Annotated in this window: 24 protein-coding genes; 21 read left to right on the plus strand and 3 right to left on the minus strand. The window is 49.1% G+C overall.

Translation table 11 applies throughout. From position 1 onward, the window contains the following. The first annotated feature begins 59 nt into the window (after window positions 1–59). From purH to ACRRNK_RS03745, 5 genes are all read left to right on the plus strand, one after another. Window positions 60–1,607 carry a bifunctional phosphoribosylaminoimidazolecarboxamide formyltransferase/IMP cyclohydrolase gene (purH, locus tag ACRRNK_RS03725; RefSeq protein ID WP_433945469.1) on the plus strand — a complete coding sequence of 516 codons (1,548 nt, stop codon included), beginning with the start codon at window positions 60–62 and terminating at the stop codon, window positions 1,605–1,607. A gap of 255 nt (window positions 1,608–1,862) precedes the next feature. After that, window positions 1,863–3,128 (plus strand): phosphoribosylamine--glycine ligase, encoded by a 1,266-nt coding sequence (purD, locus tag ACRRNK_RS03730; RefSeq protein ID WP_433945470.1) that lies wholly within the window; start codon window positions 1,863–1,865, stop codon window positions 3,126–3,128. 302 nt (window positions 3,129–3,430) lie between these two features. Continuing rightward, a complete protein-coding gene (locus ACRRNK_RS03735) occupies window positions 3,431–4,357 on the plus strand; it encodes a ring-cleaving dioxygenase (RefSeq protein ID WP_433946794.1) in 927 nt (308 codons plus the stop codon). Between the two features lie 319 nt (window positions 4,358–4,676). Further along, entirely contained in the window at window positions 4,677–5,939 is a 1,263-nt protein-coding gene (ilvA, locus tag ACRRNK_RS03740; protein WP_433945471.1) for a threonine ammonia-lyase IlvA, read from the plus strand. A gap of 129 nt (window positions 5,940–6,068) precedes the next feature. After that, the gene (locus tag ACRRNK_RS03745) at window positions 6,069–6,236 is read left to right on the plus strand and encodes a hypothetical protein (protein WP_433945472.1); all 168 of its coding nucleotides are present in this window, start codon (window positions 6,069–6,071) and stop codon (window positions 6,234–6,236) included. A 217-nt stretch (window positions 6,237–6,453) separates the two neighbouring features. Here the strand turns inward: ACRRNK_RS03745 and ACRRNK_RS03750 are convergent, their stop codons facing one another. Together ACRRNK_RS03750 and ACRRNK_RS03755 are read right to left on the minus strand one after the other, a co-directional pair. After that, window positions 6,454–7,155: a DUF1129 family protein gene (locus ACRRNK_RS03750; RefSeq protein WP_433945473.1), complete on the minus strand. Its 702-nt coding sequence runs from the start codon at window positions 7,153–7,155 to the stop codon at window positions 6,454–6,456. 294 nt (window positions 7,156–7,449) lie between these two features. Then, on the minus strand, window positions 7,450–7,941 hold the full coding sequence (locus ACRRNK_RS03755) for a DinB family protein (RefSeq protein ID WP_433945474.1): 492 nt from the start codon (window positions 7,939–7,941) through the stop codon (window positions 7,450–7,452). A 325-nt stretch (window positions 7,942–8,266) separates the two neighbouring features. On the opposite strand from ACRRNK_RS03755, the gene ACRRNK_RS03760 reads away from it, so the two are divergent. The 8 genes from ACRRNK_RS03760 (at window position 8,267) to corA (ending at window position 16,153) form a co-directional block, all read left to right on the plus strand. Further along, the gene (locus ACRRNK_RS03760; RefSeq protein ID WP_433945475.1) at window positions 8,267–8,590 is read left to right on the plus strand and encodes a hypothetical protein; all 324 of its coding nucleotides are present in this window, start codon (window positions 8,267–8,269) and stop codon (window positions 8,588–8,590) included. A gap of 112 nt (window positions 8,591–8,702) precedes the next feature. After that, a complete protein-coding gene (locus ACRRNK_RS03765) occupies window positions 8,703–9,533 on the plus strand; it encodes an alpha/beta hydrolase (RefSeq protein ID WP_433945476.1) in 831 nt (276 codons plus the stop codon). A 428-nt stretch (window positions 9,534–9,961) separates the two neighbouring features. Continuing rightward, complete coding sequence (locus tag ACRRNK_RS03770) at window positions 9,962–10,627, plus strand: hypothetical protein (protein ID WP_433945477.1); 666 nt, start codon at window positions 9,962–9,964, stop codon at window positions 10,625–10,627. A 366-nt stretch (window positions 10,628–10,993) separates the two neighbouring features. Beyond that, the gene (locus ACRRNK_RS03775) at window positions 10,994–11,785 is read left to right on the plus strand and encodes a DODA-type extradiol aromatic ring-opening family dioxygenase (RefSeq protein WP_433945478.1); all 792 of its coding nucleotides are present in this window, start codon (window positions 10,994–10,996) and stop codon (window positions 11,783–11,785) included. Between the two features lie 177 nt (window positions 11,786–11,962). Next, window positions 11,963–13,060: a DUF3048 domain-containing protein gene (locus tag ACRRNK_RS03780; RefSeq protein WP_433945479.1), complete on the plus strand. Its 1,098-nt coding sequence runs from the start codon at window positions 11,963–11,965 to the stop codon at window positions 13,058–13,060. Window positions 13,061–13,309: 249 nt separating this feature from the next. Then, a complete protein-coding gene (locus ACRRNK_RS03785; RefSeq protein WP_433945480.1) occupies window positions 13,310–13,924 on the plus strand; it encodes a DUF47 domain-containing protein in 615 nt (204 codons plus the stop codon). A 121-nt stretch (window positions 13,925–14,045) separates the two neighbouring features. Continuing rightward, complete coding sequence (locus ACRRNK_RS03790; protein WP_433945481.1) at window positions 14,046–15,041, plus strand: anion permease; 996 nt, start codon at window positions 14,046–14,048, stop codon at window positions 15,039–15,041. Between the two features lie 152 nt (window positions 15,042–15,193). Further along, entirely contained in the window at window positions 15,194–16,153 is a 960-nt protein-coding gene (gene corA, locus ACRRNK_RS03795; protein ID WP_433945482.1) for a magnesium/cobalt transporter CorA, read from the plus strand. A gap of 74 nt (window positions 16,154–16,227) precedes the next feature. Here the strand turns inward: corA and ACRRNK_RS03800 are convergent, their stop codons facing one another. Further along, window positions 16,228–16,743: a hypothetical protein gene (locus ACRRNK_RS03800; protein ID WP_433945483.1), complete on the minus strand. Its 516-nt coding sequence runs from the start codon at window positions 16,741–16,743 to the stop codon at window positions 16,228–16,230. A 209-nt stretch (window positions 16,744–16,952) separates the two neighbouring features. Between ACRRNK_RS03800 and ACRRNK_RS03805 the strand changes: the two genes are divergently transcribed. The 8 genes from ACRRNK_RS03805 to ACRRNK_RS03840 all read left to right on the plus strand — a co-directional run bounded on the left by ACRRNK_RS03805 (window position 16,953) and on the right by ACRRNK_RS03840 (window position 23,030). After that, window positions 16,953–17,243: a YerC/YecD family TrpR-related protein gene (locus ACRRNK_RS03805; RefSeq protein WP_127199410.1), complete on the plus strand. Its 291-nt coding sequence runs from the start codon at window positions 16,953–16,955 to the stop codon at window positions 17,241–17,243. 2 nt (window positions 17,244–17,245) lie between these two features. Continuing rightward, window positions 17,246–18,019: a sirohydrochlorin chelatase gene (locus ACRRNK_RS03810; RefSeq protein ID WP_433946795.1), complete on the plus strand. Its 774-nt coding sequence runs from the start codon at window positions 17,246–17,248 to the stop codon at window positions 18,017–18,019. 19 nt (window positions 18,020–18,038) lie between these two features. After that, complete coding sequence (locus ACRRNK_RS03815) at window positions 18,039–18,923, plus strand: diacylglycerol kinase (RefSeq protein WP_433945484.1); 885 nt, start codon at window positions 18,039–18,041, stop codon at window positions 18,921–18,923. A gap of 118 nt (window positions 18,924–19,041) precedes the next feature. Then, entirely contained in the window at window positions 19,042–19,167 is a 126-nt protein-coding gene (locus tag ACRRNK_RS03820) for a hypothetical protein (protein ID WP_433945485.1), read from the plus strand. Between the two features lie 143 nt (window positions 19,168–19,310). Continuing rightward, entirely contained in the window at window positions 19,311–19,448 is a 138-nt protein-coding gene (locus ACRRNK_RS03825) for a hypothetical protein (RefSeq protein WP_433945486.1), read from the plus strand. Beyond that, complete coding sequence (gene rlmD / locus ACRRNK_RS03830) at window positions 19,420–21,183, plus strand: 23S rRNA (uracil(1939)-C(5))-methyltransferase RlmD (protein ID WP_433945487.1); 1,764 nt, start codon at window positions 19,420–19,422, stop codon at window positions 21,181–21,183. The genes ACRRNK_RS03825 and rlmD overlap by 29 nt, the downstream gene beginning before the upstream one ends. A 90-nt stretch (window positions 21,184–21,273) precedes the next feature. After that, on the plus strand, window positions 21,274–22,539 hold the full coding sequence (locus ACRRNK_RS03835; RefSeq protein WP_433945488.1) for an AAA family ATPase: 1,266 nt from the start codon (window positions 21,274–21,276) through the stop codon (window positions 22,537–22,539). 2 nt (window positions 22,540–22,541) lie between these two features. Beyond that, window positions 22,542–23,030 carry a hypothetical protein gene (locus ACRRNK_RS03840; protein WP_433945489.1) on the plus strand — a complete coding sequence of 163 codons (489 nt, stop codon included), beginning with the start codon at window positions 22,542–22,544 and terminating at the stop codon, window positions 23,028–23,030. Window positions 23,031–23,116 lie beyond the last annotated feature (86 nt).

Genomic DNA, 23,116 nt, shown 5'->3' on the forward strand with positions numbered 1-23,116 from the left:
TCCATATAATTTGCTAATTTTCAGACAAAAAGTGCTGTCAAACTAAGGAGGAGCCAATCGTGAGTATCAAAAGAGCGCTAGTCAGCGTATCGGACAAAACAGGGATCGTGGAATTTTGCCGCGAGCTATCTAAGCTAGGTGTAGAGATTATTTCAACCGGAGGAACGAAGAATCTTTTGGCCCTAGAAGGGGTTCCGGTTATCGGGATTTCTGATGTGACAGGATTCCCCGAGATTCTGGATGGCCGTGTAAAGACGCTTCATCCTGCTGTGCACAGCGGTCTGTTGGCTGTACGTGATAGCGAGGAGCATCAGGCTCAAATGAAGGAACTTGGTCTTGACTACATCGACATGGTTGTCGTAAATCTGTATCCATTCCAAGAGACGATTGCGAAGCCGAATGTGGAGTACGAAGATGCAATCGAGAATATTGATATCGGTGGACCAACCATGCTTCGTTCTGCTGCCAAGAACCACGCTTTCGTCAGCGTTGTTGTAGATTCCTCGGATTATGCTGGCCTGCTCGAGGAAATTCGTGCGCAAGGTGATACCACTCTCGAGACACGCAAGCGGCTTGCGGCAAAAGTATTCCGTCACACAGCAGCTTATGACGCGCTGATCTCTGATTATTTGTCGAACGTAACAGGCGATCCGCTTCCTGAGCGTTTCACGGTAACTTACGAGAAGATCCAGGATCTTCGTTATGGCGAGAATCCTCACCAGAAGGCTGCATTCTACCGCAAGCCTCTTGCTGCTGCAGATACATTGACTAGTGCTGAGCAGCTGCATGGCAAGGAGCTTTCTTATAACAACATTAACGATGCGAACGCTGCCCTTCAGATTGTAAAAGAGTTTGAAGAGCCTGCTGTTGTCGCAGTCAAGCATATGAACCCATGCGGTGTAGGAATTGGACGCAGTGTGCTTGAAGCTTTCCAAAAGGCGCATGCAGCAGATCCGACCTCCATCTTCGGCGGGATCGTTGCAGCTAACCGTATCATTGATGAGGATACCGCTCTCCTGCTGAAGGAGATCTTCCTTGAGATTATCCTCGCACCAGGCTTCACCAAGGAAGCACTTGAAGTACTCACGAAGAAGAAGAACATCCGTCTTCTTAAAGTGGGAGAACTTCAATCCGGTCAGAACAGAAAGAGCCAATTCGTGGTCACTTCGATTGACGGCGGGATGGTTGTTCAAGAGAGTGATGTTCATTCCGTAGATGCAGCTGATCTGAAAGTCGTTACGGATCGTCAGCCTACAGAAGAAGAACTGAAGCAGCTTCTGTTCGGATGGAAAGTAGTTAAGCATGTGAAATCTAATGCGATTCTGCTTGCGAAAGACAGCATGACAATTGGGGTAGGTGCAGGTCAAATGAACCGCGTCGGCGCAGCCAAGATTGCGATTGAACAAGCGGGAGAGAAAGCCAAAGGCAGCGTACTGGCTTCGGATGCCTTCTTCCCGATGGGAGATACCGTTGAAGAGGCAGCTAAAGCTGGCATTACAGCGATCATCCAGCCTGGTGGATCGGTTAAGGACGAAGAGTCGATCAAGGCCGCGAATGAGCATGGGATTGCAATGGTATTCACGGGTGTACGTCATTTCAAACACTAGAAAACCCATAGGCAAGAGTGAGTGTGGAAATCGTCCGTAGAAGTGAAGCGTTCGTTTTTGTGAATGGATTTCTACCTGGATGGAGCGAAATTGAAAAATGAACGTTTAATCCATATAAATCGAGCTATTAAAGAGATCCGGGAGCAAGAGCACCCTTAAGAACATCTCACACAGCTTGATAATGTGGAGGTCAATAGTTCAACTTATATAATCATAATTACAACTCTATTAACAATTCGGAGAGGGGGACTATCCATGGATATATTGGTGATTGGCGGAGGCGGGCGCGAGCATGCGATCTGCTGGACGCTTGCAAAGAGCCCGAAGGCAGGTAAGATCTACTGTGCGCCGGGAAATGCAGGAATCGGTGAAATAGCCGAGATCGTGCCAATTCAGGTCAGCGAATTCGATCGTCTGACAGATCTTGCACTGGAGAAGCAAGTAGGTCTTGTTGTGGTTGGACCGGATGACCCGCTTGCGGATGGAATTGTGGATGCTTTCGAAGCGAAGAATATTCCGGTATTCGGCCCTCGCAAGAATGCGGCCCATATTGAGGGAAGCAAGACCTTCATGAAGGATCTGCTGCGCAAATATAACATCCCGACTGCCGCTTATGAGAAGTTCGATGACTACGAAGCAGCTCTGGAGTATCTACGCAGCCAGCCTGTCCCTATCGTTATTAAGGCGGACGGACTGGCCGCAGGTAAAGGCGTTACGGTAGCATTTACCCGTGAAGAAGCGGAACAGGCTCTTGCTGATATCATGGTAAGCAAAGTATTCGGATCCGCCGGAAGCCAGGTGGTTATTGAAGAATTCATGACCGGTCAGGAAATGTCTATTCTAGCTTTTGTCGATGGTGAGACGGTACGTCCGATGTCAGCTGCGCAGGACCATAAGCAGGTCTATGACGGAGATAAGGGCCCGAATACGGGTGGAATGGGAACGTATTCCCCGCTGCCGCATATCGCGGATTCCATCATTGAAGAGGCCGTTGAGACGATTATCAAGCCAACGGCCAAAGCTATGGTATCCGAAGGACGTTCATTCCGCGGCGTATTGTTCGCAGGCCTCATGATCACCCCGGATGGCAAGCCGAAGACGATCGAGTTCAACGCCCGCTTCGGTGATCCGGAGACTCAGGTTGTGCTGCCGAGACTGAAGAGCGATCTGCTGGAGATTTTCCTGGCTGCGGTGAACGGGACTTTGGATCAAGTAGAGATTGAATGGAGCGATGAGGCCGCGGTATGCGTGGTGCTCGCTTCTCCGGGATATCCGGCTTCCTATCCGAAGGGACTTGTGATCAGTGGTCTGGAGCAAGTGCAAGATGCGCTTGTATTCCATGCTGGAACCGCCAAGAACGCGGATGGGGAATGGGTAACAAATGGTGGACGTGTTCTAGGTGTCGTTGGCCTTGGTCGCGATATTGCGGAAGCAAGAAGCAAGGCCTATGCAGAGGCGGAGCGAATTGCTTTTGAAGGCAAGCATAACCGTACGGATATTGCTGCCAAAGCACTGGTGTAAGTTAGGAATTATGGGGGAACAAGTTGGTGTGAATGTATACTGTTGTAATTCATACCATGCGGAACATGAATAGAATTAGAGAACTAGGGAACTTCTCTAGTGGATAGAAGAGGATTGCTAACGAGCGCCAGTCACCGGTTATACGGGGATTGGCGCTCTTGTATTTGTAGTCCTGTAGGGTGGGCCAGGGTTAATCTGGTGACAGTCATTAGTGATCAGGGACGGATGAATCGGGCTGCCTAGTCTTTTATAATAAATGTAGACTCATACCCGAACTAGGAGGAAGCGCTGTGCCGATTACGATGGGAATTCATCATATCACGGCTTTTGTTAGCGATGTGCAGGAAAATGTAGATTTTTACACGGGCGTATTGGGGTTAAGGCTCGTGAAGAAGACAATTAATTACGATGTACCTGACGTATATCATTTGTATTTCGGCAATGAGAAGGGCAGTCCCGGAACAGTTATGACATTCTTCCCTCAAGAAGACGCCCAATGGGGAACGATCGGCGGAGGACAAGTGGGGGTCACCGTATTCGCGGTGCCACCCCGGAGTCTGCTGTACTGGCGAGATAGACTCAGTAAGTATGGGATTCAGACGATGGAGAACACGAGGTTTGGTGAAGAATATATCCGTTTCACAGACAACTCGGGTCTCTTGATCGATCTCGTGGAACGAATTGAAGGCAGACCGAGCGGCTGGACTGATGGAGGGGTACCGATCCCCTATGCGATCAAGGGCTTTGGCGGCGCGATGCTGTTCAGTGCGTCGGCTAACAAAACGCAGTCCGTGCTGGAGGATGTGCTTGGCTTAACTCCGTTTGGAGAAGAAGAAGGGCTGAGGCGGTTCAAGGCGTCTGGCGATGTGGGCAATTGGATCGATATAAGTACATCAAACATTCCACGGGGAGAAATGGGAGCAGGAACCGTGCATCATATAGCTTGGCGCGCGAAGGATGAGCAAGAGCAGCAGCAGTGGCGCGAGGTGATCGAGCTATATGGAATGCATCCTACGAATGTGATAGACAGGCAGTATTTCAAAGCGGTGTATTTCCGTGAGCCGGGCGGGATTCTGTTCGAGATTGCGACAGATGCGCCTGGATTCGACGTAGACGAGCCCGAAGCGCTGCTGGGCACTTCGCTGAAGCTTCCGGAGGAGTTCGAGCCGCAGCGGGAGCAGATTGAGAAGCAGCTGAAGCCTTTTGAAGTGAGATCAATTGAAAATTAGCGGGTGACGTAAAGCACCCTACGCTCATCAAGGCCCAAATACATGATTCGTGACAAACGACACGAAATGCGGCAGCACACAGCTCAACACACAGCACACAACACACAACACACAACACACAACACACAACACACAACACATAACTCAATACTCAATACTCAGCACATGTAAATTATGCATTCAGTGCTACCGCCATAACTTTCAATGACGCAGGACTTGAACAAAGCTGAATATAGGTGTATTTTAGACAACAAAGTAACCGGTATGGCTTGGACGAAAGACACTCAGGCCATAGCCATGGAGAAACGAGGAGAGATTAATGCCCCAGGGAGAGAACCCTACTGTAGGGATGGAAGATATTATACGTGCGCACCATGTACTCAAGGAGGTCATAGTCCGTACACCGCTTCAGCTGGACCCGGCGTTATCTGCAAGATATGACTGCCAGGTCTATTTGAAAAGAGAGGATCTGCAGGTAGTCCGCTCCTTCAAAATCCGCGGTTCTTACAATATGATCCGTAATCTGACAGAAGAGCAGCGTGAACGGGGCATCGTGTGTGCTAGCGCGGGCAATCATGCTCAGGGCTTCGCCCTATCCTGCCATGCCTTAGGAATTCGTGGGCATATCTATATGCCAAGTACAACGCCGAATCAGAAGGTAAGACAGGTGAAGCGTTTTGGCGGATCCGATGTCGAAGTCATCTTGACGGGAGATACGTATGATGATGCTTTTGCAGAAGCGATGAAAGCTTGTCATGAGCACGGTATGACCTTTGTTCATCCGTTCGACGATCCGAAGATCGTTGCTGGTAACGGCACTATCGGAATGGAGATTATGGAAGGCCTGAGCACTCCGGCTGACTATGTCTTTGTGACTATTGGTGGTGGGGGCCTTGCTGCGGGAGTAGGTTCATATGTCAAAATGGTCAGTCCGCAGACTAAAGTTATCGGGGTTGAACCGCTTGGCGCGGCTTCCATGAGTGAAGCCCTTAGGGAGAAGCAGGTCGTCACGCTGGAGACAATCGACAAATTCGTAGACGGTGCCGCAGTGAAGCGTGTAGGTGATTTGACCTACCAGATTTGCTCCGCAGTATTAGATGATGTGCTGATGGTTCCTGAGGGTAAGGCTTGTACATCCATTCTTGAGCTGTATAACGATAATGCCATTGTGGTGGAACCGGCGGGAGCGCTGCCTGTAGCAGCACTGGATTTGTACCGTGAAGAGCTGAGAGGGAAGACGGTGGTGTGCGTCATTAGCGGAGGCAATAATGATATCGACCGGATGCAGGAGATCAAGGAGCGTTCGTTGATCTACGAAGGTCTGAAGCATTATTTCCTGATTAACTTCCCGCAACGCGCAGGGGCTTTACGTGAATTTCTGCAGGATGTGCTGGGACCGAATGATGACATTGCCCGCTTCGAATACACGAAGAAGCATAACAAAGAGAACGGTCCTGCTCTGGTGGGAATTGAACTGTCCTATCAAGAGGACTATATGCCGCTAATTGAACGGATGAGAGCAAAGGGAATTGCCTTTACGGAACTGAACCGGGATTTGAACTTGTTCAATTTGCTGATCTAATAATCATTTTGGCTGAATAAATTACATTTTTTTATATTATGTATTTTGTGAGAAACTTTTCTCGCTGATTTTTGTTTATATTTAAAGGAGGTTTGAATATATTTCAATAATAAATTAAGGAGCGGGTTTATGAATAAATTAAGATTAATTTCTATCGCAGGTCTTATTCTTCTTCTGCTCGGTTTCTTTGGCTCTTACGTAGGCATAGACTTAGACAAGATTGCTGCAAATATAATTATGGTGCTTGGAGTGTTACTGCTGCTAGTGACTGAATACTCCGTGCGGCGAAGTAAATAAGTGTTGGTTCGGCGATCATTCTCTTGAAATTAGCAGGAGGATGGTCGTCTTTTTGTTGTGAGAAACCTTAAAGGGTGGGGTCGGTAAAACTAGGGAATTAGAAATTGCTAAAAGGGGGGGCCATGCCGAGAGAGTACTATTACCCCCAGCAGTCCATACTGAGGATCTTCTTCCTCAATATGAACTGCCGGGGAGCTATTAGGATGAGTTAGGAGGATTAGTTATGAGCAACCTGCTCTGGTTGTCTCGGTTTGCGAAGGAAGTAAAACCTCTGGCCTGCAAGACCGACGATAAAGATGATCAGGCTGTCCCAGGGCGAGACAACAAAGGCTGGAAGGAAAATAACAAGCAGCACTCCAACGACAACGATAGCGGCCATAATGCCGATGTATATCCCCATTTCTTTCGTGGTGGTTTTGACAGGTTCTGCGGGTCTTCCCTTCTTGGACTCCGGCTTGAGGAACCGCGTCATTAGTTCAATGAGCAGGATCGAGCCCAAGGAGATGATCAGCAGGGTGGCCGTACTGATGCGGGTGTAGGTCAGGTCTCCGCCAAACCATTTGCTGAAGAATCCGGTAAGCATCATGATGAAGAATACCCATGTTAACGCTACCCAGGGAATCATAGCATAGTACTTGATTTTATCCTTCATACTGCGGGGCTGTCTGATGGACATATCAGCTACGAGCTGTGCACAATAGGCCTTCGGGCTGTCTCCAAATAGGTCCTGGATAGGACGGTTATTGTTCTGGGCGGTCAGGATCTCCTGAGCCAGTCCGAGAAGAACTTCTTCGCCTTTCGCTTCACCTAGTGAGCTTGACCGCAAGCTACGGACCATCTCGCCGAAATAAGCATCATTCTCGGGAGTCATATAGTCTCTTAGTCGATTGGTTTCTTTGATCATTTCATGGATGTACATGGCTTTTTATTCTCCTCTTCGTGTAAGCATACAGCAATATACAATAGGCTTCTAGGGTGACTCATTATGAAATCCTATTTTTCCCATTCACAATACAACATAAAAAAAGGACAGGACTAGACTAGACCCGGTCAGCTAACTTGCCCCGGAATCCAGTATTATTCTTGCCCAAAGTATACTTAAGCTTATGCAACTACACAAGGGACCATGGAAGTGTTCTGTATCCGGCAAACTGGGATATCAGTAACGGTCTTCTTGAGAAAATGTAAAAAAAGCTACCTCAGTAGAGATAGCTTAGGGCCAAATCGTTGCCGGCCAGCTGCCTTGTAATTTGCGGATTAGGACAATCTGTCCTGTATGAAAGCCATCATGCATCACCCACGAGGAAAGCGTGTGTCCAAGCGTAGTCTCATTTACCTGTGTATCCAGATCACTATCCGATAAGGATTCCATAGCTTTACGAATTTCAGCTGTTATGGAAAATGCACGTTCCTTAACTTCCTGCCATCCGTCTTCATTACCTGCCTCCCCTGGACTGCCGAAGGTGCTGGTATTATTAATTGCCTGGTGTGGGGGCTGATTCGTGAGCTGCTGAAGAATCTGTTCATTATAAAAATTCATGTGATTAACGAGCTGCCATATTGTATTGGAGTCCCCGGCAGGCTTCCAGGCCGCCTCCACAGAAGTAACTCCATCCAGTGCCCGGGTCACCGTAGTGAACCATTCATCATGGTACCAGATCGCATCCAGTTGAGACAGCAAAGTTTGAATCCGGCTTGGGCTCATCCTGATCATCCTTTCTCGTTCATCTAATATTTTTTCTACTATAGCTGATCTCTTAGTTCACTCTATATAGTTCGTCTCTTAGTTCAATCACTATAATTCATCCCATTTAGGTTAACTCTTTTTTTAGCTTATGTATGTCGGTCTTAGGAATTGTTTTGAGTTTTGAACTTGTAATGCATTTGAAGTAACAATCTTCAGATTGTCATTTACATCGGCAGATCATTCCGGGTCAGACAGCTTACTGGAAGCAGAATAAAATGTCCTCTTCTCTCCCACACTATCCCAAGCATGGTGATATCATTTCAAGGGACAAGGAGAGATTGACATGAGCAAATTCAAATCGGAATTAACCCGGCGCTACCTGCTGAACAGCAATTCCCGCGAAGTTAAGGATGAGGTAGTTCAGGACAATCAAGATGTGGAGTTCGGCCAGGATACAGAAGCAGTAAGTGATGTTCGTGCTGTTAGGGGATCGCACCATGATCGCAATCTTGTCATTGGGGCAAATGTGGAGTTCGCTTCGGAAGCCGAAGCCGCAGGCGATTTGGAGAACAGGGCGTTGCGTGGAGATCTCCATAATGAAGTCTTTCTAGGTAATTGGGATGGCAAAGAGAAGACCCATGAGTTCTACCGGCGTTCCTATGAATAATTCGTAAGGATTGACACTCCCTACCCGTGATGTTAAGATAAGTTTATCTAATTCATATTAAACTTATCGGATTTATATAATATAAACTCACGGATCAGGGAGATGGAGATTCATGGAGAGACAAATCGTTATCCAGCACCAAAATGAAGAGATCACAGCCAGTGTCCATTACCCGGCAGCGACAGCCAAGAAGAGCGGTCGCTGCAAGGACCGGGTTCCGCTTGTCATCATCTGCCACGGGTTCGTAGGAAGCCGCATTGGCGTTGACCGCTTGTTCGTGAAGACAGCCAGGGACCTTGCTGAAGAAGGATATCTTGTCATCCGGTTCGATTATATCGGTTGTGGTGAAAGCACAGGTTCATACGGGAAGGAAGGCCTTGATTCCATGGTCGCCCAGACCCGGACTGTACTGGATTATGGCGAGACCATAGGCGATGTTGATCCTACCCGGATTACCCTCATCGGCCACAGCCTTGGCGGGGCTGTAGCCCTGCTGACTGCGGTCCGAGACCGCCGGGTGAAGAATCTGGTCATGTGGTCCTCCGTTGGTTATCCTTTCAGTGATATTGTAAAGATTACCGACCGCAAAGTGTACGACGATGCGATGAAGTATGGGCATTCGGATTACCTCGGATATGAATTCACGCCAGTATTCTTTGAATCCCTAGGTACGTCACAGCCTTTCCAGGAAGCCATCAAATTTACGGGAAATGTGCTTGTTATCCATGGAACCTCGGATGATGAGATTCCGGTTGATTATGCTTTCCTCTTCCAGAAGGTATTCTGGATGCGTCCTGAAGGCCGCTGCGACAAGGAAATTATTTTCCAGGGAGATCATACCTTCTCAGTTGGAGAGCATCGTCATCAGCTGATCAAGCGAACGAAGGACTGGCTGAATGAGCAGGAAGCGATCCAGACTGATTGGCAGCATTGGATGATATAATATAAGGCTCTTGAATAAGCCGCAGTTAAAATGTTCACATCTGTGTGTACAGTCGTAACTACAGGGAATGCTTGGACTTTCGGCCGCTGCCCGCCTCCAGATTTCTTGATTTATACCGCAGGGCGGATGAAATCCGGAGACAAAGGCGATCGCTTTCGCTCCTACAGTTCCAAGCTTCCCCTCCGTTACGCCTTACCCTCAGGTCAATTTTTAACTGAGTCTTATATAGATAGGAATAATAAGCGTGTAACGGTGGAATACCGGTACACGCTTATTTGTCTTTGGAGGGATTATATAAGTTCAAAAATTAAGAGAAGATAGCCGAAATTTATTTTCTTGAAATCGCGATTTTCTCAGCTGAATTTCAGATTGCTAAGGTATGCTCACATTATCATGAATTCTATAAGCGAAGGAGCCACAATCCAGTTATGAATAAGAGCCGAAAAGTATTCATTCCAGCTATCCTGCTCACCTTAGCCGCACTTGCCCTTATACTGTATGGCCAGTTCGGTATTCAGGAGCAAATGCAACCGGGTATGGACAGGAACCAGCCGGGACAGGGCACTGTAACCGGGCAGGGTCCTGGATCTGGCTTGCGCCCGGAACGGGGAGAACGTGAAGAGGGACCGGAGGGGATCTTCAAGACACTTGGGACCATTGCGGTATTCTCAGCTGCCGCAAGTTATGCCTGGGTCATCTTGAAGAATAAGCGAAGATCTGCGTCCATGTTAGTCCGTAAAGGGGTGAAACTGTTCTATGCAGTTCATACCTATACAGGATATCTGGCAATGGTCCTGATTGCTGTACATGGGGTGTACTACCTAATTAAAGGCATGCATCAGGATTCGATTCTTACAGGAATCGCTGCATTTACGCTGCTCATAGCAACAGGTGTCTACGGCTTTCTGATTAAACGGGTGCGTAACAAATATATGCGGGCTGTACATTTAGGTCTGGGGTCCGCATTTCTGGCTGCTGGACTGGTACATGCCGGGGGCTCGGCTATTCTTGCTGTCCTGTGTGTGATTGGTCTGTGGATACTGATCCGAATCCTTGAACGATTGGCTCCCGGAGCATCCACGAAGACGGCTTAAATTCACCTGCCTGTTGTTGGTATCAAGGAACAGAGAGCGGATAGGGCTTGGACTTTTTGGACTTGGAGCTTCGACTTTAAGCTATAAGACGCAGTTAGAAAAAGACATGCAGGGAAGGTGTAACGTAGGGGAAGCTTGGAACGGTAGGAGCGACAGCGAATCGCTACAAGCTTTCTGAAAGAAAGCTACATCGGAAGCATATGCTTTGTCTCCGGATTTCATCCGCCTGTGGGATGTAGGGGGGAATCTGGAGCAATGGAGCCGAAGACCCGTAAGCGCTGACCTTACAGGATATATGGTATTCTGCTGCAGGAAGCGATACAATAAATATGTACCTATTATGTGGCGCATGGAGGTGGCTTTCTCGTGACTTTACCCGCATTTTTTGTTGCACACGGTTCGCCTACACTGGCCTTGGAAGACAATGAATACACCAGGTTTCTGCAGAATTTAGGACAATCCCTGCCTGCGCCGAAAGCCATTGTCGTCTTCTCAGCCCACTTTGATTCACCGGATCAGTTAGTTACGGGTGACGAAGTCCTGGATACGATGCATGACTTCTACGGTTTCCCGGATGAGATGTATGAACTTACTTATCCGGCCGCGGGTCACCCGGAGCTCACCGAGGAGATCAGCTCCCTGTTCAGATCGGGGAATCTCCCATTCAGAGTGATTACAGGGAGAGGCCTGGACCATGGCGCTTGGGTGATTCTTAAGCTGATGTATCCTGAAGCGAGTGTGCCTGTAATCAGTCTGTCGGTGGATTCCAAGCGCTCCCCTCAGGAGCAGTATGATATTGGCCGAATGCTGCAGAGTCTGCGTGAACAGGACGTTTTAATCATAGGCAGCGGGGGGACGGTTCACAATCTACGTCTTCTAGGCCCGGGTAAGCCCGCTGACTGGGCGGCTGAATTCGATCATTGGATCGCATCCCGTCTGGAGGATTGGAATCTTAGAGACCTGTTCGATTATGAGAAGAGAGCCCCGCACGCACGGGAAGCTGTGCCAGAGTATGGAACGGAGCACTTCATTCCTCTCTTCTATGCTATGGGTGCTGCGGATAACGACCGCCGTGCCCGGAAGCTGTTCCAGGATTATCAATATGGAACGCTTAGCCTGAACTGCTGGCAATTCGGAGGTTCAGATACGGACAAGTAACTGCGGATAATTAAAAGCGGACAAATAACATGAGTAACTTTCATCTAACCATGAGTGACTTACTTCAATAATTCCTCAGGCGCAGCCCCAAGTAATGGGACTGTGCCTTATTTCTTATGGCTATCAACAGGGTCGGGAGGAGTTTATTTCTTCCACAGGGGCAACATTACAATTATAATGGTGAAAAAACGAATTCACGGAGGGACTATGATGACCATTCGTTCCCTGAATAAATTGCTCCTAACCGTAGCCACAGCCTCTATGCTAATGGCCGGATGCCAGTCTGGTGATACGGCTGCTCCGACAGCTCCTGTACAGAAGGGGGAGACTCCGGCGCCAGTGGATCAGCCAGTGACTGCCCAGCCAGCTTCGTATATCTCCCCGCTGACCGGGGAGTCGCTGGACGCCCCGATGCAGAACAGGCCTCTGGCCGTGATGATCAACAACGCCCCAGCGGCACGCCCGCAGTCCGGGCTACTGAGCGCGGACATCGTGTATGAGGTGCTGGCCGAAGGCGGGATTACCCGCCTTGTCGCCATCTATCAAAGCGCCGAGAATGCCGCGAAGATCGGCCCGGTGCGCAGTATCCGGCCATATCTGATCGACCTCGGCGAGAGCTATCATGGCGTGCTGGTGCATGCCGGAGGCAGCACCGATGCCTATGCGCTGATCCAGAGCCTTCACAAGGAGGATCTGGATGAGATCTCGAATGCGGGCGCCTACTTCTGGCGGGACAAGTCCCGCAAAGCCCCGCATAATCTATACTCCAGCGGGGACAAGCTTATAGCGGGCGCCAAGAAGCGGGGGTACACGCTTCAGGACAGCGAAGTGCCTGCGTACACTTTTCGCAAGGAAGATGAACCGGCTGTAGGGGAACCGGCCTCCAAGGTGGAGATCAAGTTCTTGCTGGACAGCTACCATGTCTCTTATATTTACAATGCCAAGACCAAATTGTATGAACGGTTCATTGGTAAGAAGGCACATACGGACAAGGATTCAGGGACCCAGCTGACGGCAGAGAATGTCGTGATTCTGGGAGCGGACCATCAAATTCTGGATAAGGTCGGACGGCTCAGTGTAGACCTGAGTTCAGGCGGCAAGGCCATCATGCTCCAGCGGGGCAAAGTGATTCAAGGGCAGTGGGTGCGGAAGAAGAATGATGTCATCCGGTTCGTGAAGGATGGAGCCGAGGTCCCTTTTTACCCGGGCAAGACCTATTTCAGCATCGTGCCGAACAGCCCAAGCTTTGACAGCCACGTTACAATTACAAAGTAATTCAGGCGTAGGGTTAAACTATTCTGTAAGATACAGGATAAGTAAGGATAACCGTGGAAATATTGGGGAAAAACATAGAAATGATATACAAAAAATTGTTTGCTGTAAATATTACATTTACTTTACAATCGGATATATAGATATGGTAAGATAACAAAGGTTATCTTATGGTGACATACAGTGGGACTTTGGACAGGTTGTTCAGGTTCGCTCTGTGGTCCGGCAGACTTTTTGAAAAGGGGACTTCACATGCGGGTGAAAAAGAAAGATATCTTTTTCCAGACTTTAGAGAATATGGCGGAGGCGGTCGTACAAGCGGCTGATTATTTTGCCGAGAAAGTGTCTAACTTTAATGATGTAGAAGCTTTTGCCAAAGAAATGAAGGCGTTCGAGAACCAGTGTGACAATTACACCCACACCATTATCATCGAACTAAACAAGACGTTCATTACGCCGATCGAACGGGACGACATTATGAACCTGACGACAACGCTGGATGATGTACTGGATGGCCTTGAAGCTACGGCTTCACGCTTCTATATGTACAATTTGGGTGAGCCGGATGAGCATATTGTGAAATTTGCCGAAATTCTCCGCAACTCCGCTTACGAGATTCAGAAGGCGATCCGCCTGCTATCCCAGAAGAAGCTGCTGGCGATCCGTGAACACACGATTCGTCTGAACGACCTGGAGAACCAAGGGGACGAGCTGCTCCGCATTGCGATCAAGGAGCTGTTCGTGAAGGTAACTGACCCTATTGAGCTGATCAAGAAAAAAGAAATATATGAACGCCTGGAGACGACCACAGATGCCTGCGAGCATGTAGCCAATATGCTGGAATCGATCATCATGCGCAATTCTTAATTCAACAGGTGGAGGAGGTTGGAATTGCGCGGAACATATTGTCTATCCGGGTGGACTTAAGACAACAGGGATTGTCCTGATTCCAGCTGGATAATAGCAGCCTCTGTGCAATGATATAACCATGGATACAATGTTTATTGTAATGCTAATTGTCATCATCTTGGCACTCGCTTTCGACTTCATTAACGGCTTCCATGATACGGCGAATGCGATAGCTACCTCTGTGTCCACACGTGCACTCAAGCCAAGAACCGCGATTTTGATGGCGGCTATGATGAACTTCGTCGGAGCTCTGGTCTTTACGGGCGTAGCCAAGACTATCGGGGGTAAGGTTGCCAATCCCGCGGAACTCAGCAATGGTCTTGAGATTCTGATTGCAACACTGCTTGCAGCGATTATCTGGAATCTAGTTACCTGGTGGTTCGGGATTCCGTCCTCTTCATCCCACGCACTGATTGGAGCCCTGGCAGGGGCCGTATACGTTGGTGCCGGACATGACAAGGTCAACTGGAGCGGATTCAGCACAATTATTGAAGGACTTATCTTATCACCGCTGATCGCTTTTGCCCTCGGATTTGTGGTGATGACCATACTGAAATGGATCTTCGCCAAACGGAGCCCGCATACGGTGAATCAAGGCTTCCGGACGATGCAGATCATCACGGCTGCCCTGCAGTCCTTCACACACGGAACGAATGATGCACAGAAGGCGATGGGGATCATTACCTTTGCGCTCGTAACAGCCAAGTATCAAAGTACGATGGATGTGCCGCTGTGGGTTAAGGTTGCTGCAGCTACGGCGATGGCGCTGGGTACTTCTATTGGCGGCTGGAAGATTATCAAGACGATGGGCACGAAGATCTTCAAGATCGAGCCGATTAACGGCTTCGCCGCAGATATGTCTGCAGCAACGGTTATCTTCGGCGCAACCTTGACGAATCTGCCGGCAAGTACGACGCATGCGATTACTTCCGCCATTCTAGGTGTTGGCTCTGCCAAGCGGTTCTCCGCGGTGAAGTGGAGTGTTGCGGGCACGATCGTCATCTCCTGGGTAATTACGATTCCGATCTCTGCCGTGCTGGCTGGATTAATTGTAAAGTTAATTGTCTGGCATTAAATTGGATTGAACAAAGGTTCAGTCCAGATTACATCATGAATGTACAAAGAGAGCCAACTGATGAGGTTGGCTTTTTGCGTGCCTGAGAGTCTCTCTGAAGTCAGGCCGCGGAAGTAGCGGACTTAAGCACACTAAGTAAGGGGAGCCGTGCAATGATACGTACACTGGGCATTACGCATGAACATGAGATCGAGGAGGATATCCCGCTGGAGCAGCTGGATAATCCGAAATATGCCTGGGTGTGGACCGACTTTAATGAGCCGACCCCAGAGGAATCCACCCTGCTGGATTCCTTCTTCCATTTTCACCCGCTGGCGATTGAAGATTGTCTTCATGTGCTGCAGAGGCCGAAGATGGACTACTACGAGGATTTGGAATTCCTGGTTGTTCATGCCCTGGACGCAGATACGCTGGATACGACCGAACTGGACCTGTTCATTGGCCGCAGGAGCCTGGTGACCTATCACCATAAGGATCTTCAAGAGGTGAACGGGGCCTGGACCAAGGTCAAACAGCGGGCGCATAACCGGAAAATATGGGCCAGGGGCCCGATGGCCGCAGCGTATCTGGTTATCGACGAGCTGGTCGATCTCTATTTCCCTTGCGTCTTCGCGATCGAGGATGAACTGGACGAGCTGGAGAGCAAAGGCGGCCGCGAATCGGTCGAAGACCTGATGAACCAGGTCTTCGACCTGCGCGGCCGGCTGCTTAAGCTTAGACGGACCATAGTCCCGATGAGGGACCTTATGTACCGGATGGTTAATTCAGAGCACATTCAGGGGGAGAGGGAGCCGAAAGCTTATTTTACCGATATCTATGATCATCTGCTTAAGCTGACGGACATGCTTGAAGCCGACCGTGAGATGACAGCCGATCTTAGGGACTCGTATATTTCTCTTAACTCGAACCGGATGAACAGCATTATGAAGACCCTGACAGTCATCACTACGGTCTTCATGCCGCTGACGCTGATTGTCGGTATTTATGGAATGAACTTTATCAACATGCCTGAACTGAATACAAAATACGGTTATTTCGTTGTGCTTGGTCTGATGCTGGCTTTGAGCATCGGCATGATTCTCTGGTTCCAGAAGCGCGGCTGGTTCAAGTAAATAAGAAAGCCGAGTACACATTGCAGCCTCTATGCTGCAGATTTCAGAAAGGCAGGAAGCCCGCCGATACTTGCTTATCGGCGGGTCTTCTTCTTGAGAGTCTGCTTCTTGGAGGATGAACGTGAGCCCGAAGAGGACTTTTTCTTCCTGGAGCGTGGCTTCGAGGTCTTGGAGCGGCGTTTCTTCGGCCTGAACTCGTCGAGCTTGCTGGCAGAGTTCGTCTTGCCTTTGCCGCCAGGGAGCAGGCCTCCCATCACCAGCTTCGCCATCGGGGCGAACTGCTGGATGCCCTGCATCACCTTCTGAACCTGGCCCATCGTTGCCACAACCCCATCGATTCCGCCCATGCGGTCGATGATGCCCTTGAGGTCGCCGAGCTTCGGGATCGAGAGTCCGCCGCTCTTCGCGGCTGAGGCAACCGGAGTCACAACAGCAGCAGCAGGTGCACTCTGTACCGGAGGGTTATACGGAACGAGGGCCGAGGTTTCGAACGGGATGGATGGATCAAAAGGGCTAATGCCCGGATAGTGGGGGCCGTAAGGGTAGCCCGGAGGGGTAACACTCCTCTGTGAATATTGATAATGTGGCATGAAGATCACATTCCTTTGTTGTTTTTTCACAATTCTTACTAACAATGTATGTACTGGGCGAACATAAGGTATAGACGAATGTCCCGGCTATAGGGGGCAAATGCGGATTTGGGCGGCAGTCTCTGCAGTGCGATAAACCGTTAATGCTTGAAAAGGTTACGTTCGCAAAGTACAATGAGGTTACAGTAACAGTAGGGGATGATAAATCAGTGCAGCTTAAGAAGTTGAATGATAAAAGTATCGATCAATTATTCGAAGCAATACTTACACTCAAGAATATCGAGGAATGCTATGTCTTCTTCGATGACCTATGTACGGTTAACGAGATTCAGTCGCTGTCGCAGCGCCTGGAAGTAGCCCGTATGCTGGGTAAAGGGTGCACTTATAACCAGATTGAAGCGGAGACCGGTGCAAGTACGGCGACCATTTCCCGTGTGAAGAGATGCCTGAACTACGGAAATGATGGTTATAAAATGTCGCTGGAACGCTTGGGACGTTAAGTCTGATGAAACTTGGAGTACTAGTAATAAGTCATGGCTCTCCCGATGCTGCCTGGATGCGGCTCGTGGACGAATCTGTAGCGAAGCTTGAACTGCCGGCAGAAATGCCGGTTGTGGCTTCGTTTCTTGAGGTTGTAGAAGGTAGATTAATCCAAGATGGCATTGATCTTCTGGAAGAGGCAGGAGTGACGGACATGATCGTTATTCCGTTATTTGTCTCGTCTGGAAGTACACATATAGATGAAATAGCTTATGCGCTGGGAGTCAAGGCGGCGCCAGATAAGGAGACAGATCTAGAGCCTTTCCGGGTTCAGAGCCGTGTCCACTTTGGCGAGCCGATCGATGATGATCCGCTGATTGCTCGTATGGTCTGGGACAAGATCAAGTCTCAGTCCGCCGAGCCGGAGAACGAAGTAGTGCTCCTGGTTGGCCATGGGAGTATGCATGACGGGTTCCGTCAGCGCTGGGAACGCGGAATTCGTGCGCTTGCTGAGCATGTAGGCGAGATCGGCGGGGTGAAGCATGCGGATTATGCGCTGCTGAATCCGGACAGCGTTGCGGACAAGGTAAGGTACTGGCATGAGGAGCGTGGCATGGATGTGCTTGTCGCGCCATTGTTCCTTAGCGAGGGATATTTCACGAAGAAGACAATTCCTTCTAGACTCGAAGGGCTGGAATGCCGCTATTCCGGTGAAACGCTGCTGCCGCATCCGCTCCTCACTGACTGGATTAAGAGGCAGATATTGACTATAATGAATTCATTGACATTATCATAAACGGGTGGCGTTACGATATATGAAGAGAGCAAGGCTGATCTATAACCCGTCCTCGGGACGGGAAGAAATGCGTCGCCTGTTACCGGATGTGCTGCATCGTCTGGACCGTGCAGGAATTGAGACTTCCTGCTTCGCCACGGAAGGCGAAGGGGATGCGACCCGCGAGGCTGGGGAAGCCGTGGAGCGCGGGTACGATATTATTATCGCTGCCGGCGGAGACGGCACGCTGAATGAGGTCGTGAACGGCATGGCCGACAGGGAGAACCTGCCGCCGCTTGGCGTGTTCCCGCTGGGGACGACCAACGACTTCGCCCGCGCGATGGGTATCTCGAAGCGCTGGGAGGAGTACTGCGATCTGGTCATCGAGAACAAGACTAGATACATCGATATCGGCCGGGTGAACGGCCGCCACTTCGTGAACATTGCGGGCGGAGGCTCCCTGACGGAGCTGACTTACGAGGTGCCGAGCCGTCTGAAGACGCGCATCGGCCAGCTGGCCTATTACATGAAGGGCATCGAGAAGGTGGCCAGTCTGTCACCGACCGAGCTCGTCATCAAGGCTGACGGCCAGCCGCAGATGCACGGCGAGTTCATGCTCTTCCTGATCGCCAACAGCAACTCGGTTGGCGGGTTCGAGAAGCTCGCGCCGGGCGCGGTCATTGATGACGGCTTGTTCGACGTCATTGCCGTCAAGAAGTGCAACCTTGGCGAGTTCCTGCGCCTTCTAACGCTCGCGCTGCGCGGCGAGCACTTCAATGACCCGCACGTCGTCTACTTCAAGACGAACCGGATGGAAGTGACCTCACCGGCCAGCCTCGTGCAGCTGAACCTAGACGGCGAGCTCGGTGGCGAGCTGCCGGGCGTGTTCGAAATGCTGCCACGGCATATGCGGATTTTTGCTTGAGATAGTGGTTGCTTCCGTAAGAGAGATCTGAGTAATTGGCAGGATCTTAGAAGATATTTATGGTAGGCTTCTGCTTCTTCCCGGCTCCTGCTGGGGCTGGACGTTGGGAGTATATCGGGTGGATCGTACCGAAACGTATCGGTTAGCTGAGTTCGTGCATGGTGGGCTTGGGTTGGGCAATAGTTTGGCAGAGATCAGGGCTGATTGGGAGCGTAGATTTGCGGAACCAGAGCAGATTCACTAGTCTAAGTACGAGCAATAGCCTTGATAGTTAGGGAAATTGCAATTCTTTTAAAAGGCACGCAATCATACATGCATAAGGCTTGTTGTGGTAAAATAAAGGAAGTCACAGATGAATGAAATGACCGGGATGGAGGAGAACGCCTCTTGGCTGGCCTTGACGGCAGCGGGATGGTTGTTCTTTCTTTTGTTTTGGCGGTCTGCTATAGATGGCAAGCAGAGTTCAATTATATTGAGAAAGAAGTGAAGCAGCAGGATGAGCAAGCAGCGGGGCGGACGGACTGAGAGTGGAAGAGGAAGCGGGCGCGGCCCGTCGGGAGTGAAGGGCAGTGAGCGTGGGAGTGGGAATTCAAGGTCCCAGAGCGCGAGCTTTCCGGGTTCGGAGGCAGGGCTGAGAGGCGACCGTCATGCAGGCGTAGAGCGCAGAGCTCATGCAGGTGTAGAGCGCAAAGCTCATGCAAGCGTAGCAAGCAAAGCTTCTGGGCCAGCACTCCGAAACGGTAGCTGGCGTAAGGATGTGCCAGTGTGGGAGACAGGCCGGCGAGGCGGCTCGGCTGGTCGTAGGGGAGAGCAGGAATCGGCTGCAATTGCCGGCCTGCCGGTAGCGAAGAACGATGAGCTTGAAATCGAGGTCATCGGGATGAACCATGACGGTGAAGGCGTAGGCCGTGCCGACGGCTACACCTTGTTCGTCCCTGGAGCCTTGCCCGGCGAGAAAGCGCGGGTCAAGGTGCTCAAGACGAAGAAGCAGTATGGCTATGCCAAGCTGCTTGATGTCGTACGGGCCAGCGCGGACCGCGTGGCCGCGCCGTGCGCGATCTACGACAAGTGCGGCGGCTGTCAGCTGCAGCACCTGAGCTACGAAGGCCAGCTGGCCTGGAAGCGCCAGCATGTGGTCGATGCGCTGGAGCGGATCGGGAAGCTGCGGGTGAGCGGGAGTGGAACAGGAGATGGACAAGCTGGTCATATGGATTCCGATGGTGACTCTGGCGAGGGGATTATCGTTCTGCCTACGCTAGGCATGTCTGACCCATGGCGTTACCGCAATAAGGCACAGGTTCCTGTTGGTGTGCTGGATGGTGCTCTAGTGGGGGGCTTTTATTCCAAGGGCAGTCACCGCATCGTCGATATGGAGACCTGCCTGATCCAGCATGAGCACAACGATGAAGTGGTGAACCGTGTCAAAGAGATCGGCAGCAGCCTGGGTATCAGCGCCTATAACGAAGAGACAGGCCGTGGCCTGCTCCGCCATGTCGTGGTTAAGAAGGCATTTCACACAGGCGAAATGATGCTGGTCCTCGTTACTAATGGACGAGATATTCCACACGCCGATGCCTGGATCGGCAGTATTCGGGAACAGATTCCTCATGTTGCAAGCATCTGCCAGAATGTGAACACGAAGCAGACTAACGTTATTTTTGGTGATGAGACCCGTACCCTTTGGGGACGCGATGTAATCTACGATTACATTGGAGACGTGCAGTTCGCTATCTCGGCTAGATCGTTCTACCAGGTGAACCCGGTACAGACCGAAGTGCTGTATGGCAAGACTGTGGAGTACGCCGGACTCACAGGCAAAGAGACTGTAATCGATGCCTACTGCGGCATCGGGACCATTTCACTGTTCCTTGCTCAGCATGCGGATCAGGTGTATGGGGTCGAGATCGTGAAGGAAGCTATTGAAGATGCGCGCATTAATGCGGAGCTTAACGATATGCGCAATGTGAAGTTTGAAGTAGGGGCATCTGAGGTAGTGATTCCCCGCTGGAAAGAGCAGGGGATTGAGGCGGATGTAATCGTGGTTGACCCGCCGCGTAAAGGCTGCGATCCGCAGCTGCTGGACACGATTCTGGCGATGAAGCCGGATAGAGTGGTATATGTGAGCTGTAACCCGTCGACCCTGGCAAGGGATTTGAGGGTGCTGGAGGACGGCGGGTACCGGACGGTTGAGGTGCAGCCGGTGGATATGTTTCCGCATACCGTTCATGTGGAGTGTACAGTATTGATGGTTCGGAAATGATGAACTAGATTTTGGTGTATTTCCCTAAAAGTAATTAGTTATAATGTAGGGAGTAAGGTTACAACTCCATTAAATAGAGGAGGGATTCAAATGCTAAAGAGTTTTTGGTTCGAAAGTTTTAAGAGTTTTGGGCAATCAAAATTAGAAATTGAGAAGTTAACTAGTATAATTGGCACCAATGCTGGCGGTAAAACTAATGCTATTGAGGGTATAAAAATTCTTTCCGAAATATCAACGGGGAGAGAATTGGCAGTTATACTTGACGGATCTAAAAATGTAGATAGCGATGTTAGAGGTGGAAGCATAGGGTGCCCAAGAATCGGCGCTAATACTTTTACATTAGGGTGTATTGTCGATATCGACGAGGATTATGATTTGGAATATTCTATTACAATAAAAGTAAGTAATCGGGTATTTGTTCTCGCAGAGCATCTTTACAAACTCTCTTCACAGGTTAAACCAGTAATTGTCTTTCAGACTAAAGACACACCTGATGACTTTGGTGACATTAATGTTGAATACAATAACGGACGCAAAGGAAGGAATCCTGAAGTTACATGTATCCGTTCGGTTTCAGTGCTAGCTCAACTTTCTTCCAAAATGCCCACAACCTCCGAAAAAAATAAAGAAAACGTAGGGTACATTAATTTAGTTTTAGAGCGATTGGGGAAAATATTATTCTTAGATCCACTGCCTAGTAGGATGAGAGATTACTCTAGAATGAGTGATCATGAATTAAGACCGACAGCGGATAACATTTCTTCAGTACTCTATGAATTATGCAAAAATAAGAACTACAAAAAAGAATTGTTAAAGGCACTAAAGGAACTACCAGAAAATGAAATCTTGGATATTGGGTTTATAGAAACTTCAATTGGAGATGTTATGTTTCGTCTGAAAGAAAGATATGGTGAACGATCCGAGTTTGTTGAAGCAAAGCGACTTTCGGATGGTACACTCAGATACTTAGCTATTTTATCATCGCTTATTAGTGAAGAATCAGGAAGCATGATCGTAATAGAAGAAGTTGACAACGGTATTCACCCAAGCAGAATAAAAAGTTTGATACAAACTATATCGCGATTAAATAGAGAGAGAAATATAGATGTCATTATTACAACTCACAATCCAACCCTACTTAACGCATTGACAAAAGAGGAATTGTTAGGTGTCGTTTTATGTTACAGAGATCAGATTGATGGTTCAAGTAAGTTTTACTCTTTACCAGATATGGAGTCTTTACCAACGCTACTGTCTAAAGGTAATTTAGGTGATCTGACAGTCAGAGATGAATTGGTAAAGGCTATAAAGAATCCTGTTCAAAGCAACAATGATCTTGGATGGCTGGGGGTGTAAAGATGCATGTGAGTATTATTGACACTTCTATATTATGCAATATTATTAATATTCCATTTAGGAATCAAAACTACAAAGTAGTTATTGATGAGCTAGCTGCACTACAAAAAGATAAACAACATACACTAATTTTACCATTAGCGACTATTATAGAGACTGGTAATCATATTGCACATATTGGCGATGGCAATATAAGAAGAGAAAAAGCACAAATTATGGCTGATTTAATAAAAAGGACTGTGAATGACACGGCCCCATGGACTTATTATGGTAAAGAATTTGAACGAGAAGAATTGTTAGATATCTCGAATTCAGTTGTTGATCATGCATTACGTGAGATAGGAATTGGAGATTTATCCATAATTCAAGTGTTCAAAAAGTACAAGGAAACTGTTCCGGCTATAGGAACTATAAGAATTTGGAGTTTAGACAATCACTTAAAATCTTATTACGAAGAAATGCCCACTGTTAAAAGACGAAGAGATAGGTAGTTTGCTATTTGGAATAATCCAGATATATGAGGGTCCTATGGGAAGTTGTTTATAGGCCTGTCATGTAGTTGCAAAAATGAATCCAT

It is taken from the genome of Paenibacillus sp. SN-8-1, assembly GCF_050995535.1.
Lineage (GTDB): Bacteria > Bacillota > Bacilli > Paenibacillales > Paenibacillaceae > Fontibacillus.